The sequence below is a fragment of the Kitasatospora sp. NPDC056273 genome (genome assembly GCF_042268845.1).
In the GTDB taxonomy this organism is placed as follows: Bacteria; Actinomycetota; Actinomycetes; order Streptomycetales; family Streptomycetaceae; genus Kitasatospora.
This window is the reverse complement of sequence record NZ_JBHJSJ010000002.1, coordinates 240,366-257,339: the sequence shown is the minus strand read 5'-3', so window position 1 is coordinate 257,339 and position 16,974 is coordinate 240,366. Positions and strand designations below refer to the sequence as shown.

Sequence of the window (16,974 nt, the reverse complement as noted above, 5' to 3'; positions counted from 1 at the left end):
GGCAGCAACTCCTGAGGATGAGCGGGGGCGCCGGTGCGGGATGCCGACGCCCAGCAGGCTCCGCCGGGCGGGTGAACCCGGCATGACGCCCACCTCACGCCCAGGCGGCTATTTGCCGACCGATGACCTTCACATGACCTGTGCTTTACTGAGGCCCCCGCCGGCCCGCCCGACCCGCCCGACCCGTCAGCGCCGCGCCGCCCGCCACTGCTCCCAGGCCGACAGCCACAGCTGCTCGGCCAGCCGCTGCTCCTCCCAGACCCCCGCCCCGCCGCCGCCCGGCCGCTCCCGCCACAGCTGCGCCCAGGCCCGCTGCGCCGGCAGGCTCGCCACCTCGCTCGCGAACACCGTGTACCGGACGACCTCCTCGACGGCCGCCTCCCCCTCCGCCGTGCCGACCAGCCAGTGCGTCTGCTGGGACAGCCGGTTGAGGTGGTTCACCATCGAGGTCACCGCCGCCGCGGCCTCCTCCCGGGTCTCGGTGGCCAGCCGCATCTGCTGGCGCACCGCCGCCTCCCAGCGCACCGCGCCGACCTCCCCGCGCAGCCCGCGCGGCAGCCTCGGCGTGCGCCCCACCCGCACCTGCGCCTCGATCGCGGCGGACTCGGCGACGCTCTGCGCGATCAGCGCCCGGTGCGCCTCCATCCCGACGGCGGGCGGCAGTTCACGCTCCTCGACCGGCACCCGGCGGGCCCGCCGGGCGGCCAGGTCGCGCAGCAGCTCGGTGCGGCCGCGCAGGCAGCCCTCGAAGTCGCCGATAGCGCCGAGCTCCACCGCGCCGGGGGCCACCCCGCGCGCGCACACCGTCACGGTCAGCCCGCCGACCCGCAGCCGCCCGGCCCACACCGGCTCCGGACCGTCCGCCGCCGGGGCGCCGGGCTCCGGCACCGGCCGGTCCTCGTGCACCTCCACCGCGCAGGGCTCGCCGTCCACCGTGATCCACGCGCGCAACGCCCGTACCCGGCCCGGCCCGTCGCCCTCGTCGACGCCCAACTGCTCGTAGACGCGGTCCCGTTCGTCCTCGACCAGGTCCTCCAGCTCGGGCAGCCGCTCGCCCGGTTCGGCCCCCGGCCGGTAGGTGCGCACGGTCACGTACGGGCCGGCCGCCGAGCGCCAGTCGCCGCACTGGACCTCGACCCAGCGCAGCTCGCCGCCGGAGGTCTCGAAGGCGGCCAGCGCCTCACCGGCCAACGCCCCGTCGGCCGTCATCGTCCCGCCCGCGGGGGCCTGCCCCGCGGCCACGCCGTACACCGGGAAGTCCGCCGCCGCCAGGGTCCGGCGGGAGAACTCCTCCTGGTCGGCGAACCGGTCGACGGGCCTGCCCGCGGGCCGTCCGGCACCCTGCTCGGCCGACCGGTCCAGTGGCCGGTCCGCGGGCCGACCGGCGAAACGGTCCTCCCGGACCGGCCGGTCCGGGGCCGGGGCGGACCCCGAGGACCCGGCGTCCCGCTTCTGGTGCCTGCCGCCGCTCTCCCGCATCATCCTGTGCCGCACCCCCGAGACCTCGCACCCGCACCGCTGACGCCACCTTACGTGGCCGCAGCTGCCGGGTCATCAGCTCGGCCCCCGGACGGGGGTGGTGGCCGTGTCAGGGCGCCCGGTTGTCAGCCGCCCTCCCTAACCTGGCGGCATGACAGCTCAGAACGACGCAGCACAGGACCGCACCGGGCAGGGCGCCTTCCCCGCCCGGATCAGCATCGTCACCCTCGGGGTGACCGACCTCGACGAGAGCGCCCGCTTCTACGAGGCGCTCGGCTGGAAGCGCTCCACCGCCTCCAGCCCGGAGATCGTCTGGTTCCGCACCGCCGACTCGGTGCTCGGCCTCTTCCCCACCGACGAGCTGGCCGCCGACGCGGGCGTGCCCGCCACCGGGGAGCCCTCCTTCCGCGGCGTCACCCTCGCGGTGAACCTGGAGTCCCCCGCGCTGGTGGACGCCGCGCTGCGGACGGCGGTCGAGGCCGGCGCCGTGGTGGTCAAGCCGCCGGTCCCGACCGACTGGGGCGGCTATTCCGGCTACTTCGAGGACCCGGACGGCCACCTCTGGGAGCTGGCCCACAACCCGTTCTTCCCCTTCACCGAGGACGGCTCACTGGACCTCCCCTAGACCGCCGTACGGTGCGCTCGGAGGGCTCAGCTCCTGGAGCGCGCCTTGAACGCCGCCTTGCGCGCCTCCTTGGCCAGCGCCCGGTCCGGGTGCAGCTCCCCGATCGCCTCCAGGACGTCCGCCGTGTACGGGTGGTCGACCCGCCACAGCTCGCCGAACCACCCCGCCGGATCGCCGTTCACCGGCAGGTCGGCGACCAGCTCGCCCAGCAGCTCGGCGTCCCCGCCGTTGTCCAGCAGCTGGGCGGCGAAGGTGTCGACCACCGTCCACAGCGCCATCGCCCGGTCCGGCACCGGGACGTCCGTCGCCCCCTGCGCGGTCAGCCAGGCCCGCACCGCACCGCCCAGCTCCGGGTCGTCCATGACCTCCCGGGCGGCCGGCTCCGCGCCCGGCCCGAGCAGGTTGAGCGCCGAGACGCCGAGCATCCGGCGCAGCGGGCCGTAGCCGTCGGAGCCGCGCGCCGCCGCGAGCAGCTCGCGCGCCGCCGCCACCGGCTCCCGGTCGGCGGTCCACGCCCGCAGCTCCTCCTCCGGCAGCACGTTGGCCGACTCGCACACCCCGCGCAGCAGCTCGGCCGCGTCCCCCTTGGCCAGGTCGCCGACCAGCGGCGCGTCGTAGCCGTCCTCCAGCAGCCACTGCCGGATGCCGTACTGGCCGAGCGGGGTGAGCCGGACCAGCCCGAAGCGGGCCGACTCCTCCTCGTCCAGCGGCTCCTCGCCGACCACGGCGGGCTCCTCGCCGTCCTCCTCGTCGAACAGCTCGGGATCGATCGGGCGGTAGTCCAGCAGGCCGAGCTCGGCGAGGTCGCCCAGCATCGGGTCCAGCGCGACCATCACGTCCGTGATGTCGCCGAGCAGTTCCTCGCTGGGCTCCTCGCCCTCCGGGACGACCAGCAGCGCGGCCAGCACGCCCAGCGGCACGGTCTCGTTGCCGGGCTCGGCGAAGGCGGTGGTCTCGTAGAGCACCTGCAGGGCCTCGTCCAGCAGCTCGGCGGCCTCGTCACGGGCCTCCTCGACCTCGGAGAGCGCGTCCTCGTCCTCCTCGCCCTCCCCGGCCCCGGCCTCCCCGGCGCCCTCCTCCGGGCCGGAGTCCGCCTCGACGGCCAGCTCCCGGACGATCCCTGCGGCGGTCAGCCACAGCTCCAGGACGGTCTCCGGGTCCCCCTGCTCGGCGGGCTCCAGGTCCGGGCCGGGGACGGCGACGTGCTCGCCCTCCGCGGTCGTACCGAGCTCCACCAGGTCCAGGTCGCAGGCCAGCGACCAGGCCCGCAGCGCCTCGACCTCGGCCTCCTCGGGCACCTCGCCCTCGGCCGGGGCCAGGCCCAGCAGCCGGGCCGCGGGCGCCCGGTCCGCCTCGACCAGGTCCCCGAACTCGTCCACCTCCCGGTGCGGGGCGGACCAGCGGGCCAGCGCCAGCGCGTACCCGAACATCGGTACGGCCTTCGCCTGCTCGGCCAGCTCGCGCTCGGCGGGCAGCTTCACCGGCGGGACCAGGACGGCCGCGTCGTCCAGGTCCTCGTCGTCCAGCCCGTGCGCGGCGAACGCCCCGTAGAGGTCCTGGAGCTCCAGGTCGGCGGGCAGCACCGCCTCGGCCGCGCCCTCACCCGTCGAAGCCCCGGTGTTCTTACGACGTCGTCCGGCCATCGTTGTGCGCTCTCCCTCAGCCCAGCGGTCAGCCCAACAGCGCCGCGTACCGATCCATCACCTCAGCGTATAGGCCGGGCACCCCCGACGCCCGGCCGTACGGGGCGCACCCAGGGGCGCGCGCCATGGGCGTACGCCCACCCCTTATCCTTCGGTCTGGTACCGCGCACACCCCGCGCGTGCCACCGGGGCAACGAAGCCCAACCGCCCTCCGCCCGACCCCGGGCCGGAGGGGCCCTCTTCAGCTCACCTCGCCCCACCAGGGAGCCCGTACCCTCGGCCACCACCACAGCGCCTCCGGACGGGCGCGCCGGCACACCCCGCCGACCCCGGTGGTGCCCGGCCACAGGAGACCCCTGCCATGGCGGACCTCTCCCCCGCCGGCTCCGGCCTGCGCACCGCGCAGCTCGACGGACGCCGACTGTCGGAGGCCCTGCTTCCCCCGGAGCTCGCGCCGCGCGCCCAGCTCCGGCTCGCCGCGATCAGCCGCTGGAACGCGCTGCGCGGCGTCCGCGTCGGCCTGGTGGCCGCCGCCCTGCTGCTGATGCTGATCGGCGCCAACCTGGCCACACCGATCTACTCGCTCCTCCAGCAGCGGCTGCACCTCACCGCGCTCGACACCACCGTCCTGTTCGCGATCTACGTGCTGGCGCTGGTCCCGGTCCTGGCCGTGGTCGGCCACTGGTCCGACCACCTCGGCCGCCGCGCCCTGATCCTGCCCGCCGTCGCGCTGTCCGCCGTCGGCGACGTCGTGTTCGCCACCTCCGACAGCTTCTGGCAGCTCGCCGCCGGCCGGGCCGTCCAGGGCATCGCCGTCGGCCTGTCCACCGGCGCCGCCGGAGCCGCCCTCGGCGACCTGCTGCCCGACCACCCGACCCTGGCCGCCAAGATCACCCTGGCCTGTTCCGCGGGCGGCGTCGCCCTCGGCCCGGTGGTCGGCGCCCTGCTGGCCGGCGGCTCCGACCCGCTGCTGACCCCCTTCCTGCTGCACGCCATCGCCCTGCTCGCGCTCTGCGTGCCGCTGGCCCTCCTCCACCCCCGGATGCCCGGCCGCAGCCGCCCGCCGGCCTCCCCGCCCCGCATCACCACCCCGGCCCACCTGCGCCCCCAGCGCCTGCGGCTGCCGCGCACCGGGCGCCGCGAGTTCCTGCTCGCCGCCACCGCCGGCTTCATCTCCTACGCGGTGTTCGGCGTCTACCTCAGCCTGGCCCCGGCCTTCGCCGCCAAGCTGCTGCACACCGACTCCAAGCTGGTCGGCGCGATCGTGGCCGCCCTCCTGCTCGGCTCCTCCGCCGCCACCCAGCTGCTCGTCCCGCCGACCTCCGACCGCGTGGTGACCGCCCTCGGCATGACCGGCCTGGCCACCGGCCTCGGCCTGGTCGTCGCCGCCCAGTACACCGGCACCCCGGCACTGCTCTTCATCGGCAGCGTCCTCGGCGGCGTCTCCCAGGGCGTCGCCTTCCGCTCCCTGTTCACCAGCGCCGTCACCGCGATGAACCCGGAACGCCGCGGCTCCGAACTGAGCGCCCTCTGGGTCATCGTCTACCTCGGCAGCTCCGCCCCCATCATCGCCCTCGGCGCCCTCGTCCAGACCTACGGCCTCCTCCCCTCCGTCAGCGGCTTCGCCGCCCTCGCCGCCCTCGCCTGCACCGCCCTCGCCATCGCCGTCGCCCGCAAACCCAAGCCCACTGCCTGACGGCCCACCCACAGAACGCCGCTGCCCGGGACTTCCGAAGAAGTCCCGGGCAGCGGCGCTTCCACCACCTGGTGAACACCCGCGCATCATCTGCTGCGCTGTTCAAGTCCCCCGCCGTTCCCCACCATCCACCCCCCACCCGCCTCCCGGCGGGTGCCCGCCCCTGCCCTCGCCGCAGGCCGCCCGGCCGGACAGCACGCGGAGATTGAGCAAGCAGCCGTAACCTGCCAGAGCTCCTTCGGATCAGTGGGACAACGGCGGCCCCCTTTGTTCTTCTTGTTCCACGATGGAGGAGTGCGAGGGCCGCGCGACCGAAGGCTGGTCGGCCACGAGAGGCGGTGAGCGATGGAACGTATGACAGGCCCACTGGCCAGGGGTTTCACGGTGAGACGCTTTACTGCCGGTGACTCCGTGGAAGAGCTGACCGCCCTCCTCCATCGCGCCTACGCTGATCACGCGGCTGCCGGCAGGGTCTTCTTCGCGTCCTACCAGTCCGTGCAGGACACAGCCCATCGGCTGGGTGCGGGCGAGTGCTGGGTTGCATGCAGAGGCACGAAGCTCGTGGGATCGGTGACGGTGGCGGCCCCGTGCACGATGCCTGCCGGATATCCGGTACCAGCGGGAGCCGGCTCGTTTTGGCAACTCGCAGTGGATCCTGCGTACCGCGGAACGGGGCTTGGGCAGCGTCTGCTGGCGCTGGCGGAAGAGCGCGTCGTTGCGCTCGGGTCCACAGTGGCTGTCATCGATACGTCCGCCGAGGCCGTCGAGTTGGTCGGCTGGTACCGCCGACGGGGGTACGTGCCCGTCGGGACGTGGCGGTGGGATGTGACCAACTACGAGAGCGTGGTCCTGCTGAAGGACCTGGCAACCTGAAACAGAGGTGGCATGCGCTGCTGGCCTCCCTGGTGAGAGGGCCAGCAGCGGATGCCGGGTGACCTGGCTCTACTGGTCGAGGACTCGGGTCGCGTCCTGGGCCGCGAGGGCGAGCGCTTGGTCGAGCGCTCCGACGTAGCGGCCACCAGCGCTGGCGACGGGGCCCTTGCCGCCGGCTCCGCCACCAACCGTGCGGGCGGCTGGAACGAGGAGCTGGCTGGCCTGGGTGCCGGTGTCGTGGAGGCTGCGGGTGATGGCGGCGGCGAGGAGGGCCTTGCCGTCGCGTTCGGTGCCGAGGACGACGACGGCGTGGTCGCTGCCCAGGAGGTCGGCGGTGTTGATGGCCAGTGCGCGGAGTTCGTCGGAGCCGAGGTCGGTCACCTTCTCGGTGACGATCCGGCCGCCGGGGACGGTGCGGGCGGTGGCGGCGAGGTGCTGGGCGCGGGTGCGGAGCTCGGTCTCGCGAAGGCGGGCGAGTTCCTGCTGGGCTGTGGTGAGGGCATCGAGGCGCTTGCGCAGGGCTTCGGGCGCGTCCTGGGGGCGAGTGCCGAGGAGCACGGACAGCTCTTCGAGGAGGCGGCGTTCGGTGTCGTGGTAGGCGAGGGCGTCCCGGCCGGTGAGGGCTTCGATGCGGCGGAGGTTGGAGCCGATGGAGGCTTCGCCGAGGATGCGGACGGGGCCGGCGTTCGCGCCGTGGGGGACGTGGGTGCCGCCGCAGAGTTCGCGGGAGAAGTCGCCGATGTCGACGATGCGGACGTGGTCGCCGTACTTCTCGCCGAAGAGGGCGGTGGCTCCGGCGGCCTCGGCTTCGGAGCGGGTGGCGTGCCAGATGCGGACTTCGGGGTCGTCGAGGAGGTGGTCGTTGACGAGGGCCTGGATGGCGGCGAGCTGGGTGGGGTCGACGGCGGAGAAGTGGGCGAAGTCGAAGCGCAGGCGGCCGGCGTCGACGAGGGAGCCGTGCTGGCGGGCGTGGTCGCCGAGGGTGCGGTGGAGCATGGCGTGCAGGACGTGGGTGGCGGAGTGGGAGCGGGCGACGGCGTCGCGGCGCGGGCCGTCGACGAGGGCTTCGGCCTGCTCGCCGCTGCGGATCTCGCCTTCGAGGACGCGAACGGTGTGGACGTGGAAGCCTTCCAGGCCGAGCCTGGTGTCCAAGACATCCAGGAGCGCGCCGGAGGACGTGCGGATGGTGCCGGTGTCACCGACCTGGCCGCCGGACTCGGCATAGAACGGGCTACGGTCCAGGACCAGTTCGAGCGTGCTGCCCTGGTCGGCGCCGGGCACGACGGCGCCGTCGGAGATGAGGCCGAGGACGGTGGCTACGGTGTCGAGGCGGTCGTAGCCGGTGAAGTCGGTGCGGCCGTGGCGGGAGGACAGTTCGCGGTAGGCGTCCTGTCGGCGCAGGGCCTCGGCGGTCTTGGCCTTGCCGCCGGCCTTGGCGCGCTTCTGCTGTTCCGCGAGCAGGGTGGTGAAGCGGTCCTCGTCGACGGTGAGCCCGGCGTCGCGGGCGGCCTCGATGGTCAGCTCGACGGGGAAGCCGTAGGTGTCGTGCAGTTCGAAGACGGTCTCGCCGGTGAGGGTGGTGGAGCGGCTGCCGCGGCTGCGGGTGATGGCGGCGTTGAGCAGCCGGGTTCCCTGGGTGAGCGTGCGGGTGAAGGACTCCTCCTCGGCGGTGACGACCTGCTCGATGAGGCTTGCCTGGTCGGCGAGTTCGGGCCAGACGTCGCCGAGGTTGGCGATGACGCTGGCGGTGGCCGGGGCGAGGACGGGCTGGTCGATGCCGAGCATGCGGGCGTGCCGGATGGCACGGCGCATCAGGCGGCGCAGGACGTAGCCGCGGCCGTCCTTGGCTGGCAGCACGCCGTCCGCGATGAGGTAGGCGATGGAGCGGGCGTGCTCGGAGACGACCTGGAAGGAGATCTTCTCCTCACCACCGGGACCGCTGCCCGGGTAGTCACGGCCGGCGAGTTCCTGGACGGTGGTCAGGGTGGGCAGGAGGAGGTCGGTGCTGCAGACGTTCTCGACGTCCTGGAGGATCGCGGCGAGGCGGTCGAGGCCGAGGCCGGTGTCGATGCTCTGCTGGGCGAGGTCGCCGAGGATCGGGAAGGTGCCGTTGTCGTCGTCCTCGCCGCGCATGGACTGCATGAAGACGAGGTTCCAGATCTCGACGTAGCGTTCGCCGTCGACGGCCGGTCCGCCTTCGCGTCCGAAGGCCGGGCCCCGGTCGTAGTTGACTTCGGAGCAGGGGCCGCAGGGGCCGGGGACGCCCATGTCCCAGAAGTTGTCCGCGCCGAGGCGCTGGATGCGTTCGGCGGGGACGCCGATCTTGTGCCAGAGCTGTTCGGCCTCGTCGTCGCTCTGGTGGACGGTGATCCAGAGGCGGTCCTTCTCCAGGTTGTAGCCCTGGGTGAGGAGTTCCCAGGCGTAGGCGATGGCGTCGGCCTTGAAGTAGTCGCCGAAGGAGAAGTTGCCCATCATCTCGAAGAACGTGGCGTGCCGGTTGGTGCGGCCGACGTTGTCGATGTCGGAGGTGCGGGCGCACTTCTGGATGGTGGTGGCGCGGGGGTACTCCGGGGTGACCTCGCCCAGGAAGTAGGGCTTGAACTGGTTCATGCCGGCGTTGGCCAGTAGCAGGGTCGGGTCGGAGGGGATGAGCGGGCTGGACGGGACGTGGCGGTGGCCGCGTGAGGCGAAGAAGTCCAGGAAGGTGGAGCGGATCTGCGTCGAGCGCATGGCGGTAGGGCCCTCACGGAAGAGTCGCGGAGAGGTGGGGGGGTGATCACACGCCGAGCCGGGCCGAGAACGAGGACTGAGTGGTTCTCAGTTCTCCAGCTCGGCGCAGATAGCTCGCGCCCCCACGGTGTAGACCATGACTCCGGTATCCGTCGCTCTGAGGTGGCGCAGCCGACAACGGACGCAACGGTCCGCTGCGACTGCGCCACCAACAGTAGCGGCTCCGGGGTCAAGATCGCTTGGAGTTGTCCTCCTGTCGGCCGATGCCGACCAGGAGGGGCAGGACGAAGGCGGCGTGGTCGGCGCGGGGCATCACGAGGTGGGCTCCGGCCCGGGTGAGGGCTTCGGGGCCGGCGAAGCCCCAGCCTGCGCCGACGGCGGTGACGCCCGCGGCGTGGGCGGCGTGGATGTCGGTCTCGGTGTCGCCGACGAAGATGCCCGCTCTCGGGGTGACGTCGAGCCGGTCGAGGGCGAGCAGGACGCCGTCGGGGGCGGGTTTGGGCTGGGCGTCCTCGTAGCAGACGACCGTGTCCAGCTGGTCGAGGATGTCCTGCGGCAGCAGCCAGTTGACCCGTTCGCGGCTTCGCAAGGTGACGATGCCGGTGCCGACTCCGGCCTTGCGGAGCGCGGCGAGGGTCTCGGCGACGTATGGGAACACCTCGGCGGTCAGGGTGGCCGTGGCGCTCGCCGCGGCCCAGCCTTCCTCGTTGATCGATCCGTCCAGTCCGAGGTCGGACAGGACGTACTCGCGCGGGGTGGTCGCGGCGCCGGCCGGGAGATCGGCGACGGTCACCCGCCTGCCGAGCGCGGCGGTCGCATAGCCTGCCAGGGTGGCGAGTTGGGCGTCCCGGCTGTCGACGAGGACGCCGTCGAGGTCGAAGAGCACGGCTCGCTTCACGCGGCACCGCCCGCCCGGGGTGACGGCAGGTCGGCCTCGGTGAACAGCGAGTTCAGGGTGACGCGGTGCTCGGCCAGCAGCGTCCGGCCGCCGAGCGGGCGCTCCAGGACACAGAGCGCGTGGGTGACCGGTCCACCCACCATCCGCAGGATGCGTGCCATGTGGAGCAGTTGGCCGCCGGAGCGGACCACGTCGTCGACCAGGACGATGCGGCGGCCGTCGATGGGAAGGCCTTCGACCTGGTGGCGCGAGCCGTAGCTCTTGGGCTTGCGGCGCACGAAGACGGCGGGCAGGCCGGTGGCGGAGGACAGCGCCACGACGAGGGGGACGCCGCCGAGTTCGATGCCGGCGAGCACCTGGGCGTCGTCGGGGACGAGGTCGGCCATGGCGGTGGCGGTGTCACGCAGGAGCGCGGGGTCGGAGGCGAGCCGGTACTCGTCGAAGTACGCGTCGAGCCGGCCGCCGTCGGCGAGCTTGAACGGGGCGTTGACGCACGCGGTTTCGGCGAGTCGGGCGGCGAGGCCGGCCGACGGGGTGCGGGTGGTCATGCTCCTCCGATCGAGGTGGTGTCGAGCGAGGCCAGGTGGGCGCGGAAGGCGTCGGCGGACTCGACGGTGGCGAGGAAGCCGAGCGGCCGGGTCGGGGTCTCGTACAGCCACCGCTCCTCGCGCAGGAAGGCGAGCAGGCGCAGGGCCGACGCGCCCGCGAGACAGACCGGCACGGGCCGGATGGTGGTCGCGTAGTAGAGGGCGGCGGTCAGCTCGTGGAGGGTGCCGACTCCGCCGCCCATGGCGACGACCAGGTCGGCGTTCTCCAGGTAGTGGTTGAGGCGGGCGCCGGGGTCGGGCAGGTGGACGGACAGGGTGGTGTGGGGGTTGAACGCGCCCCACTCGTCGTGCTTGCCGGTCAGGGTGACGGCGGTGACCGTGGCTCCCTGGCCTCCGGCTCCGCGGGCGGCGGCCTCCATGAGCCCGTTGTAGCCGCCGTGCAGAAGCTGGTAGCCGGCCTGGGCGAGGGACCGGCCGATCTCCTCGGCCAGCGTCTCCTCCTGGGCGGAGGCGGGGACGACGCCGCCGAAGAAGACGGCGGTCAGGCCCTCGCGGGCCCGGCTGGCGGCCGGGCCCGCGAGGTGGAGTGCGTTCACACCAGCTCCTGGTAGGTGCGGTAGGCGGCGACGGCGTCGTGCAGGCCGTCGAGCGCCTGCGGGCAGGCCCGCTCGGCCAGGGCGAGCACCCGCTCGATCGCCTCGGTGACGTCGGCCGCCTCCGGGATGGCCGGGCCGCTGATCGCGGCGTCCAGGTCGCCCAGGCAGGCGCGGCCGATCGGGGTGACGGCGATCTCCTCGCGCAGCTGGTACCAGCCCCAGAACCGTGAGGCGGGGGCCAGGGCGGTCTTGATCAGGTCCTTCGTGGCCGTGTGCAGCCGGTGCCACTCGGCGTACGCCACGAACCGCTGGCCGCGCTTGATCCGCTTGTGCAGGAGGACGGCCAGCACCAGGTGTTCGATCAGCAGCTCGGCGCAGGAGCGCGGCCGGGCGAGGAAGGCGGCGGCGAAGCTCTCGGCCGCCGCGACGTCCGGCGCGGTGACCGGTCCGGGCCGGCGGTCGAGGAGGACGGCGGTGCTGACCGTCTCCTGCAGCCGCGGGATCCGGGAGGCCGGTGCGACGTAGAGGTCGATCTGGTGGAGCTTGCCCTCGTCCGGGACGAGGAAGACCATCCCGACGCCGCCGAGGTCGGCGACGATCGTGTCGCGCCAGCCGGGCAGCAGGGCGCCGGCCTCGACCGGCATCAGGGTGTCCAGGGCCTCGACGAACGACGGGAACCGGGCGTCGTGGACACCGGCGACGAAGTCGACGTCGGACAGGCGGTCGGCGGTGCCGTGGGCCAGCGACCCGCGGACCATCAGGTGGGTCACCGCCGGGGAGGTGGCCAGGATGTCGGCGAGCTTCGACAGCAGCGGCAGCTGCGCGGGCCGGTTGGCCTGGGTGATCGCCGCCAGTTGCAGGGTGGGCATGCGCTTCTTCCCTCCGGGCGTAGGTGCGGGCTGGGATCAGGCGGGGATGGCGAGCAGGCGGCGCTTGGCGGTCTCCCAGCGCGTCGCGGCTTCCATGTCGCCGAGGGAGGTGTGCAGCTCGGCGATCAGGTCGTAGACCGTGCCCTCCGGCAGGGCGTAGGTGTAGAAGAGCCGCAGCAGCATCCGCTCGGCCGCCTCCGTGTAGCCGAGGGTGGCCATGTTGCGGGCGCTCTCCAGCCGCGCGGCGAGGACCGTCTGGTCGGCGACGGGCAACGGCTCCGCGACCATCGGGCTGAGCGCGGGACGGCGGGCCAGGTGGCGGTAGGCGTCGTCGGCGTACACGTCGGCGATCAGGTGGATCCGGTCCGGGCCGAGCAGGTTGCACACCCCGTGGGCGTAGGTCGGCGTCAGCCGCCAGATCCGCCCGCCCGTCATGTGCACCTTGGTGCCGCCGGTGACCAGGAAGGCGGACCTGTTGGTGTGCAGCGGGACGTGCAGCCGGTGCCGCTCGACCTGGTCGAGTTCGTCGTAGTCGCGGTGCTCCCAGAGGAAGGCGTTGCCCTCCAGCCGGGCGAGCCGCACCCACATGAAGTCCAGGCCGAGGTCGGCCAGGAACGCGGCGGTGGCCGGCATCCGGCCCAGCAGGTCGGTAGGCCGGGCCGCGCAGTCTCCGATCGTCACGTCGGCGGCGTCGCCGGAGGCGTTCATCAGCGAGGTGGTCCACCAGCCGCCGGACTGGTAGGCGCCGTACTCCGCCTTCCAGGGGGCCTGGGCGGTCAGGGCTTCGTGGCGCATCCGCTCCAGGTGGGCGGAGTCCACGGCGTCCAGCTGGGCGATCTGCCCGGCCAGAGCGGTCAGGGTGTCGTCCATCGGTTCCCTCCCGTTGCCGGCTCGCGGCATGGCGAACCGGAATGCACGTGGTGCTGGATGGGGTCGATCGGGCGCGGATCCCAGCGCCCTTGATCTCACGCTTCGCTGTCGGTGATGCACGGACAGCGAGGTGGCGTTCAGGATGGCGGCGCCGGGTGCGGCACCGATACGACGCGGCTGCCGTCACCGTCCCGCCGTCCCGAAAGGCGAACCATGTCGGTACGCGTCATGACTGCCGTCACGGCCGCCGTCATCTGGACCGGGACGACCTCGAACGGGTTTCCTGTCGAGCGACCATGGCTATCGTCAGAACAGACGAACGGGGACGGAGATGATCCGCGGTGGCTGAAACTCCCACACTCCTCAGGGTTTTGACGCTTCAGCGACACTGGCAGGTCTACGAGACCTTCCGTCTCCGGTTCGAGGCGACGGCGAACTCGGCCGCCGAGCAGGAGCGCGACCCTCGGCTCCGGGGTCTGTCGGTCTCCAAGCGGCAGTTCGAGCGCTGGTACGGCGGCGCGGTGAAGACCCGCCCCTACCCGGACCAGTGCCGGGTGCTGGAGGCCATGTTCGGCGTCGGCGTGGACCAACTCCTCGCGCCCGCACCGGCCGGCCCCGTATCCGTGCCCGCTACCACCGCCTCGTTCGCCGTCCCGCCACCACGGCCGGTCCCTGTCCTCCTCCCACCCGAGCAGGCAGCGGCACTGCCTGTCGGTGGCCCGTCCAGCAGCGAGCCCCGCTTCGACGCGGGCACCACGGAATTGGAAAGGCAGGTCACGATGGCGGCTCGTCGCGCACTTCGGTTCACCGCGATGGCGGAGGGCAGCAGCATCGGCTCGGAGACCCTGGGCCAGATCAACGACGAGGTACGGCGGCTGACCGCCGCCTACCCGAAGCTGGCACTGCCGACCCTGCTCGGCGACCTGGTCGAGGTCCAGGACCTCACCTTCCAGTTGCTGGAACACGGACGGGTCAAGCCGTCGCAGGCCCGAGAGCTGTACCTGCTCGCCGGGATCACCTCCGGCATGCTCGCCAAGGCCAGCCACGACCTGGGCAATCCGAGCGCCGCCATGATGCAGGCCCGCACCGCCTTCGTCTGCGCCGACAACGCTGACCACCACGCCATGCGCGCCTGGGTCCGCTCGCTCCAGTCGCTGATCTCCTACTGGGCCGGCCGCCCCGGCGAAGCCGCCGACTACGCCGCCCTCGGACAGGGCACCGTCGGCGACGTCCGCGGCACCACCAGCGTCTGGCTGGCCTGCCTCTCAGCCCGCGCCCACTCCCTCCTCGGCAACGGCGAGGCCACCCGCACCGCCATCCGGCAGGCCGAGGAGGCCCGCGCGACCGTCGAACCCGACGACCTCGACGCCTTCGGCGGCATCATGACCTTCCCGCTGCCCCGCCAGCTCTACTACGTCGCCGAGGCCACCGTGCAGCTCGGCGAGGACGCGGCCCTCGGCGAGAGCCAGTCCGAAGCCGCCGTCTCCGCCTACCGCGACGCCACGGAGGACGAGTGGGCCTTCGGCGACCAGGCCGGCGCCCAGACCGACCTCGCCCTCGCCCGCATCGCCCGGGGCGAGATCGAGGGCGCCGCCGAGGCCGTCCGCCCCGTGCTCGACCTCCCCGTCGAACAACGGAACTTCGGCATCGTCAGCAGCGCCCAACGCGTCCACGCCGCCCTGCGAGGCGACGACCGCCGCAACGGCGGTGCGGCGGCCGGTCTGCGCCAGGAGATCGAGGCCTTCACCGCCATACCCACCTCGGCCCTCGTCCGGTGATCCCCCGGATAGGCTCCGCGGCCATGACCCCACTCCGTCTGACCGGCCCCAACCTGGCACTGCGCGAAGTCGAACCCGAGGACACCGACGACCTCCTGGCGATCTACGGTGACCCCGAGGCCACCCGGCACCTCAGCTTCGAACCCCGCACCCGCGAACAGGTCGAAGCGATCACCGCCCGCTCCATCGACTCCGCGCTCGCCACCCCGCGAACCGAGTACTGCCTCGCCGTCACCCGGCGCGGCGAACACGAGCTGATCGGCTACGCGCGCCTGGCCACCGAGCCGCAGCAGGCCGCCACCGTCGGCTTCGCCCTCCACCAGGCCGCGTGGGGCAAGGGCTACGGCACCGAGACCGTTCACCTGCTGTGCGCGCTCGGCTTCAACCTCCTCGGCCTGCACCGCATCTGGGCCGCCCGCTCCCCGCTCAACGAAGCCTCCGCACGCGCCCTCCTGCGCGCCGGTATGACCGAGGACGGCCGCATCCGCGACCACGTCTTCGTCCGCGGCACCTGGCGCGACTCGATCACCTACTCGATCCTGGAACACGAGTGGACGCCGATCGGCGGGCTCGACACGACGAGCGCACTCGACCGGTCCACCGCCCCGCCCAGCGGCGAGGCCGTGCGGCGGAGGTGAATCCCGGGTGACCGAGCCGGCCGTACCGAACGTGGTGATCACCGAGTTCGCGCGGGGCCGGCGTTACCCGCCTGGCCAACACCGCGCTGCCGTCCTTCCTAAGCTCCGACAGGCTCTCACCCCACAACACCGAGACCATCGAGAACAGGAAGAGACCACCATGCAGCACCGCGTCCGCGCCGTCCTCCTCACCCCGAACGACACCATGCTGCTGATCAAGCGCATCCGCCCCGGCATCGCCCCGTACTGGGTGATCGTCGGCGGCAAGATCGAGCCCACCGACGCCGGCCCCGAGGAGGCCCTGCTGCGCGAGGTCCGTGAGGAGATCGCCGGCGAAGCCGAGATCGTCGGCCTCCTCCACACCATCCAAACTGACGACGAGCGCCAGGACTTCTACCTCGCCACCGTCGACAAGTGGAGCTTCGAGGACCGCACCGGTCCCGAGTTCAGCCAGGAAGGCCGAGGCGAGTACCTCCTGGAGGAGATCCCCCTCACCACCGAAGCCCTCGACGCGGTCAACCTCCTGCCCCAGGACTTCGCCACCGTCCTGCGCGGGGCCGTCGAACGCGGGATCCTCCCGGCCACCAGGTAGCCGCAAGCCGGCAGCTACCCACCAATCCCAAACGTCTCACGCAGTGTCAATTACCGTGATACGTTCTGTAATCCAATCGAAAACAGGCGACCCCGGCGGTGCTGGAACACCCCGGGGTCCGGCAACAGGAGTACAACCTCCCGATGCGCGTCCATCGTAGCGCCCCCGTGCGCAACTTCACCGTGCTACCCAACGCCGTACTCCAGTACCGGCGGTTGAGCTACACCGCCCGCGGCCTGCTCGCGGACCTCCTCTCCCGGCCCGACGGCTGGCGCGAGGACGGCCGGCACATGGCCGACACCAGCCCCCAGGGGCGCGGCGCCGTCCGCAGGGCCCTGAAGGAGCTGACCGAGGCCGGCTACTACCGGGTCGAGAAGATCCGCATGCCGGACGGCACGATCCGCACCGAGACCCACGTGTACGACACACCATGGTTCGCGCCGGATGCCACCCGTCCGGCGCCCGGTGGAGCGGCAACCGGCGCTGCTGGCAGCCCTGTTGTAAAGGACCGGCAGCAAGAACCCACCCTCCCCGCGAGTCCGGCCGATGACCTCACGTCGAAAGGGACAGGAGGAGGATTCCGAGACCGAAGAGGTCCGCGAAGCGGTGGCCACCCTGTTCCGGGTGATCCGACCGGAACCCCGCCTGCGCCTCGGCGAGGCCGAAGCGCGCGTACTCGCTCCCCTGGTCGCCCAGTGGCTGGCCCGCGGCAGCACCGCCGCCGACCTGGCCCATGCCCTGCTTCCGGGCCTGCCCACCCCGATGCACTCGGCAGCCGCCGTGCTCCGCTATCGCCTGGAGCACAAGCTGCCACCCGCCCGGCCCGCCGCACGGCCACCGGCCCGGTACGCCGAGTGCGCCAAGTGCCACGACCCCGTGCCCCGACCGGGCATCTGCCGCCCGTGCGCCGGCCTGGCCACCCGAGCCCTCACGGTCGGCCAGGGAGCGGACGTGGCAGCCGCAGGTGCCGCCCGAGTCCGAACAGCTCTACGCTCCGCGATGACCGGCAGTCGGCCTGCACACATCGCCGCCTGAGACACACTGTCCCACCGGCCCGAAGGGCTCTGGCAGGTACCTCACCCTGCTCCATCTGCGCCGCACGCGGCGCAGGGCAGGGGCGGGCACCCGCCGGCAGGCGG

Annotated in this window: 15 protein-coding genes; 7 read left to right on the top strand and 8 right to left on the bottom strand. The window is 72.8% G+C overall.

Features of this window, described 5'->3' with window-relative positions; genetic code table 11:
- Window positions 1–186 precede the first annotated feature (186 nt).
- Window positions 187–1,482: a hypothetical protein gene (locus tag ACFCY1_RS02700; RefSeq protein WP_375873253.1), complete on the bottom strand. Its 1,296-nt coding sequence runs from the start codon at window positions 1,480–1,482 to the stop codon at window positions 187–189.
- Window positions 1,483–1,630: 148 nt separating this feature from the next.
- Here ACFCY1_RS02700 and ACFCY1_RS02695 point away from each other — a divergent pair, with 148 nt between their 5' ends.
- Window positions 1,631–2,104, top strand: coding sequence for a VOC family protein (locus ACFCY1_RS02695; protein ID WP_049650575.1), 474 nt, complete (start codon window positions 1,631–1,633; stop codon window positions 2,102–2,104).
- A gap of 26 nt (window positions 2,105–2,130) precedes the next feature.
- On the opposite strand, the gene ACFCY1_RS02690 is transcribed toward ACFCY1_RS02695, so the two are convergent.
- Window positions 2,131–3,747 carry a hypothetical protein gene (locus ACFCY1_RS02690; protein WP_234348299.1) on the bottom strand — a complete coding sequence of 539 codons (1,617 nt, stop codon included), beginning with the start codon at window positions 3,745–3,747 and terminating at the stop codon, window positions 2,131–2,133.
- 361 nt (window positions 3,748–4,108) lie between these two features.
- On the opposite strand from ACFCY1_RS02690, the gene ACFCY1_RS02685 reads away from it, so the two are divergent.
- Window positions 4,109–5,443 (top strand): MFS transporter, encoded by a 1,335-nt coding sequence (locus ACFCY1_RS02685; RefSeq protein ID WP_049650576.1) that lies wholly within the window; start codon window positions 4,109–4,111, stop codon window positions 5,441–5,443.
- A 411-nt stretch (window positions 5,444–5,854) separates the two neighbouring features.
- The gene (locus ACFCY1_RS02680; protein ID WP_375873252.1) at window positions 5,855–6,316 is read left to right on the top strand and encodes a GNAT family N-acetyltransferase; all 462 of its coding nucleotides are present in this window, start codon (window positions 5,855–5,857) and stop codon (window positions 6,314–6,316) included.
- Window positions 6,317–6,385: 69 nt separating this feature from the next.
- Here ACFCY1_RS02680 and alaS read toward each other — a convergent pair whose 3' ends face one another.
- From alaS to ACFCY1_RS02650, 6 genes are all read right to left on the bottom strand, one after another.
- Window positions 6,386–9,046, bottom strand: a complete 2,661-nt coding sequence (gene alaS, locus ACFCY1_RS02675; protein WP_375873251.1) for an alanine--tRNA ligase — start codon at window positions 9,044–9,046, stop codon at window positions 6,386–6,388.
- A gap of 229 nt (window positions 9,047–9,275) precedes the next feature.
- Entirely contained in the window at window positions 9,276–9,944 is a 669-nt protein-coding gene (locus ACFCY1_RS02670) for an HAD family hydrolase (RefSeq protein ID WP_375873250.1), read from the bottom strand.
- The gene (locus tag ACFCY1_RS02665) at window positions 9,941–10,492 is read right to left on the bottom strand and encodes an orotate phosphoribosyltransferase (RefSeq protein ID WP_375873249.1); all 552 of its coding nucleotides are present in this window, start codon (window positions 10,490–10,492) and stop codon (window positions 9,941–9,943) included. The genes ACFCY1_RS02670 and ACFCY1_RS02665 overlap by 4 nt, the downstream gene beginning before the upstream one ends.
- Window positions 10,489–11,088, bottom strand: a complete 600-nt coding sequence (locus ACFCY1_RS02660) for an LOG family protein (protein ID WP_375873248.1) — start codon at window positions 11,086–11,088, stop codon at window positions 10,489–10,491. The genes ACFCY1_RS02665 and ACFCY1_RS02660 overlap by 4 nt, the downstream gene beginning before the upstream one ends.
- The gene (locus tag ACFCY1_RS02655) at window positions 11,085–11,957 is read right to left on the bottom strand and encodes a hypothetical protein (RefSeq protein WP_074001663.1); all 873 of its coding nucleotides are present in this window, start codon (window positions 11,955–11,957) and stop codon (window positions 11,085–11,087) included. Before ACFCY1_RS02655 ends, ACFCY1_RS02660 begins: the two co-directional genes overlap by 4 nt.
- A gap of 36 nt (window positions 11,958–11,993) precedes the next feature.
- Complete coding sequence (locus tag ACFCY1_RS02650) at window positions 11,994–12,827, bottom strand: aspartyl/asparaginyl beta-hydroxylase domain-containing protein (RefSeq protein ID WP_375873247.1); 834 nt, start codon at window positions 12,825–12,827, stop codon at window positions 11,994–11,996.
- A 371-nt stretch (window positions 12,828–13,198) separates the two neighbouring features.
- Here ACFCY1_RS02650 and ACFCY1_RS02645 point away from each other — a divergent pair, with 371 nt between their 5' ends.
- The 4 genes from ACFCY1_RS02645 (at window position 13,199) to ACFCY1_RS02630 (ending at window position 16,870) form a co-directional block, all read left to right on the top strand.
- Window positions 13,199–14,605: a hypothetical protein gene (locus tag ACFCY1_RS02645; protein ID WP_375873246.1), complete on the top strand. Its 1,407-nt coding sequence runs from the start codon at window positions 13,199–13,201 to the stop codon at window positions 14,603–14,605.
- A gap of 23 nt (window positions 14,606–14,628) precedes the next feature.
- Window positions 14,629–15,243 (top strand): GNAT family N-acetyltransferase, encoded by a 615-nt coding sequence (locus ACFCY1_RS02640; RefSeq protein WP_117489977.1) that lies wholly within the window; start codon window positions 14,629–14,631, stop codon window positions 15,241–15,243.
- Between the two features lie 160 nt (window positions 15,244–15,403).
- Entirely contained in the window at window positions 15,404–15,835 is a 432-nt protein-coding gene (locus tag ACFCY1_RS02635; protein ID WP_375873245.1) for an NUDIX domain-containing protein, read from the top strand.
- A gap of 546 nt (window positions 15,836–16,381) precedes the next feature.
- A complete protein-coding gene (locus ACFCY1_RS02630) occupies window positions 16,382–16,870 on the top strand; it encodes a hypothetical protein (RefSeq protein WP_375873244.1) in 489 nt (162 codons plus the stop codon).
- The last annotated feature ends 104 nt before the right edge of the window (window positions 16,871–16,974 follow it).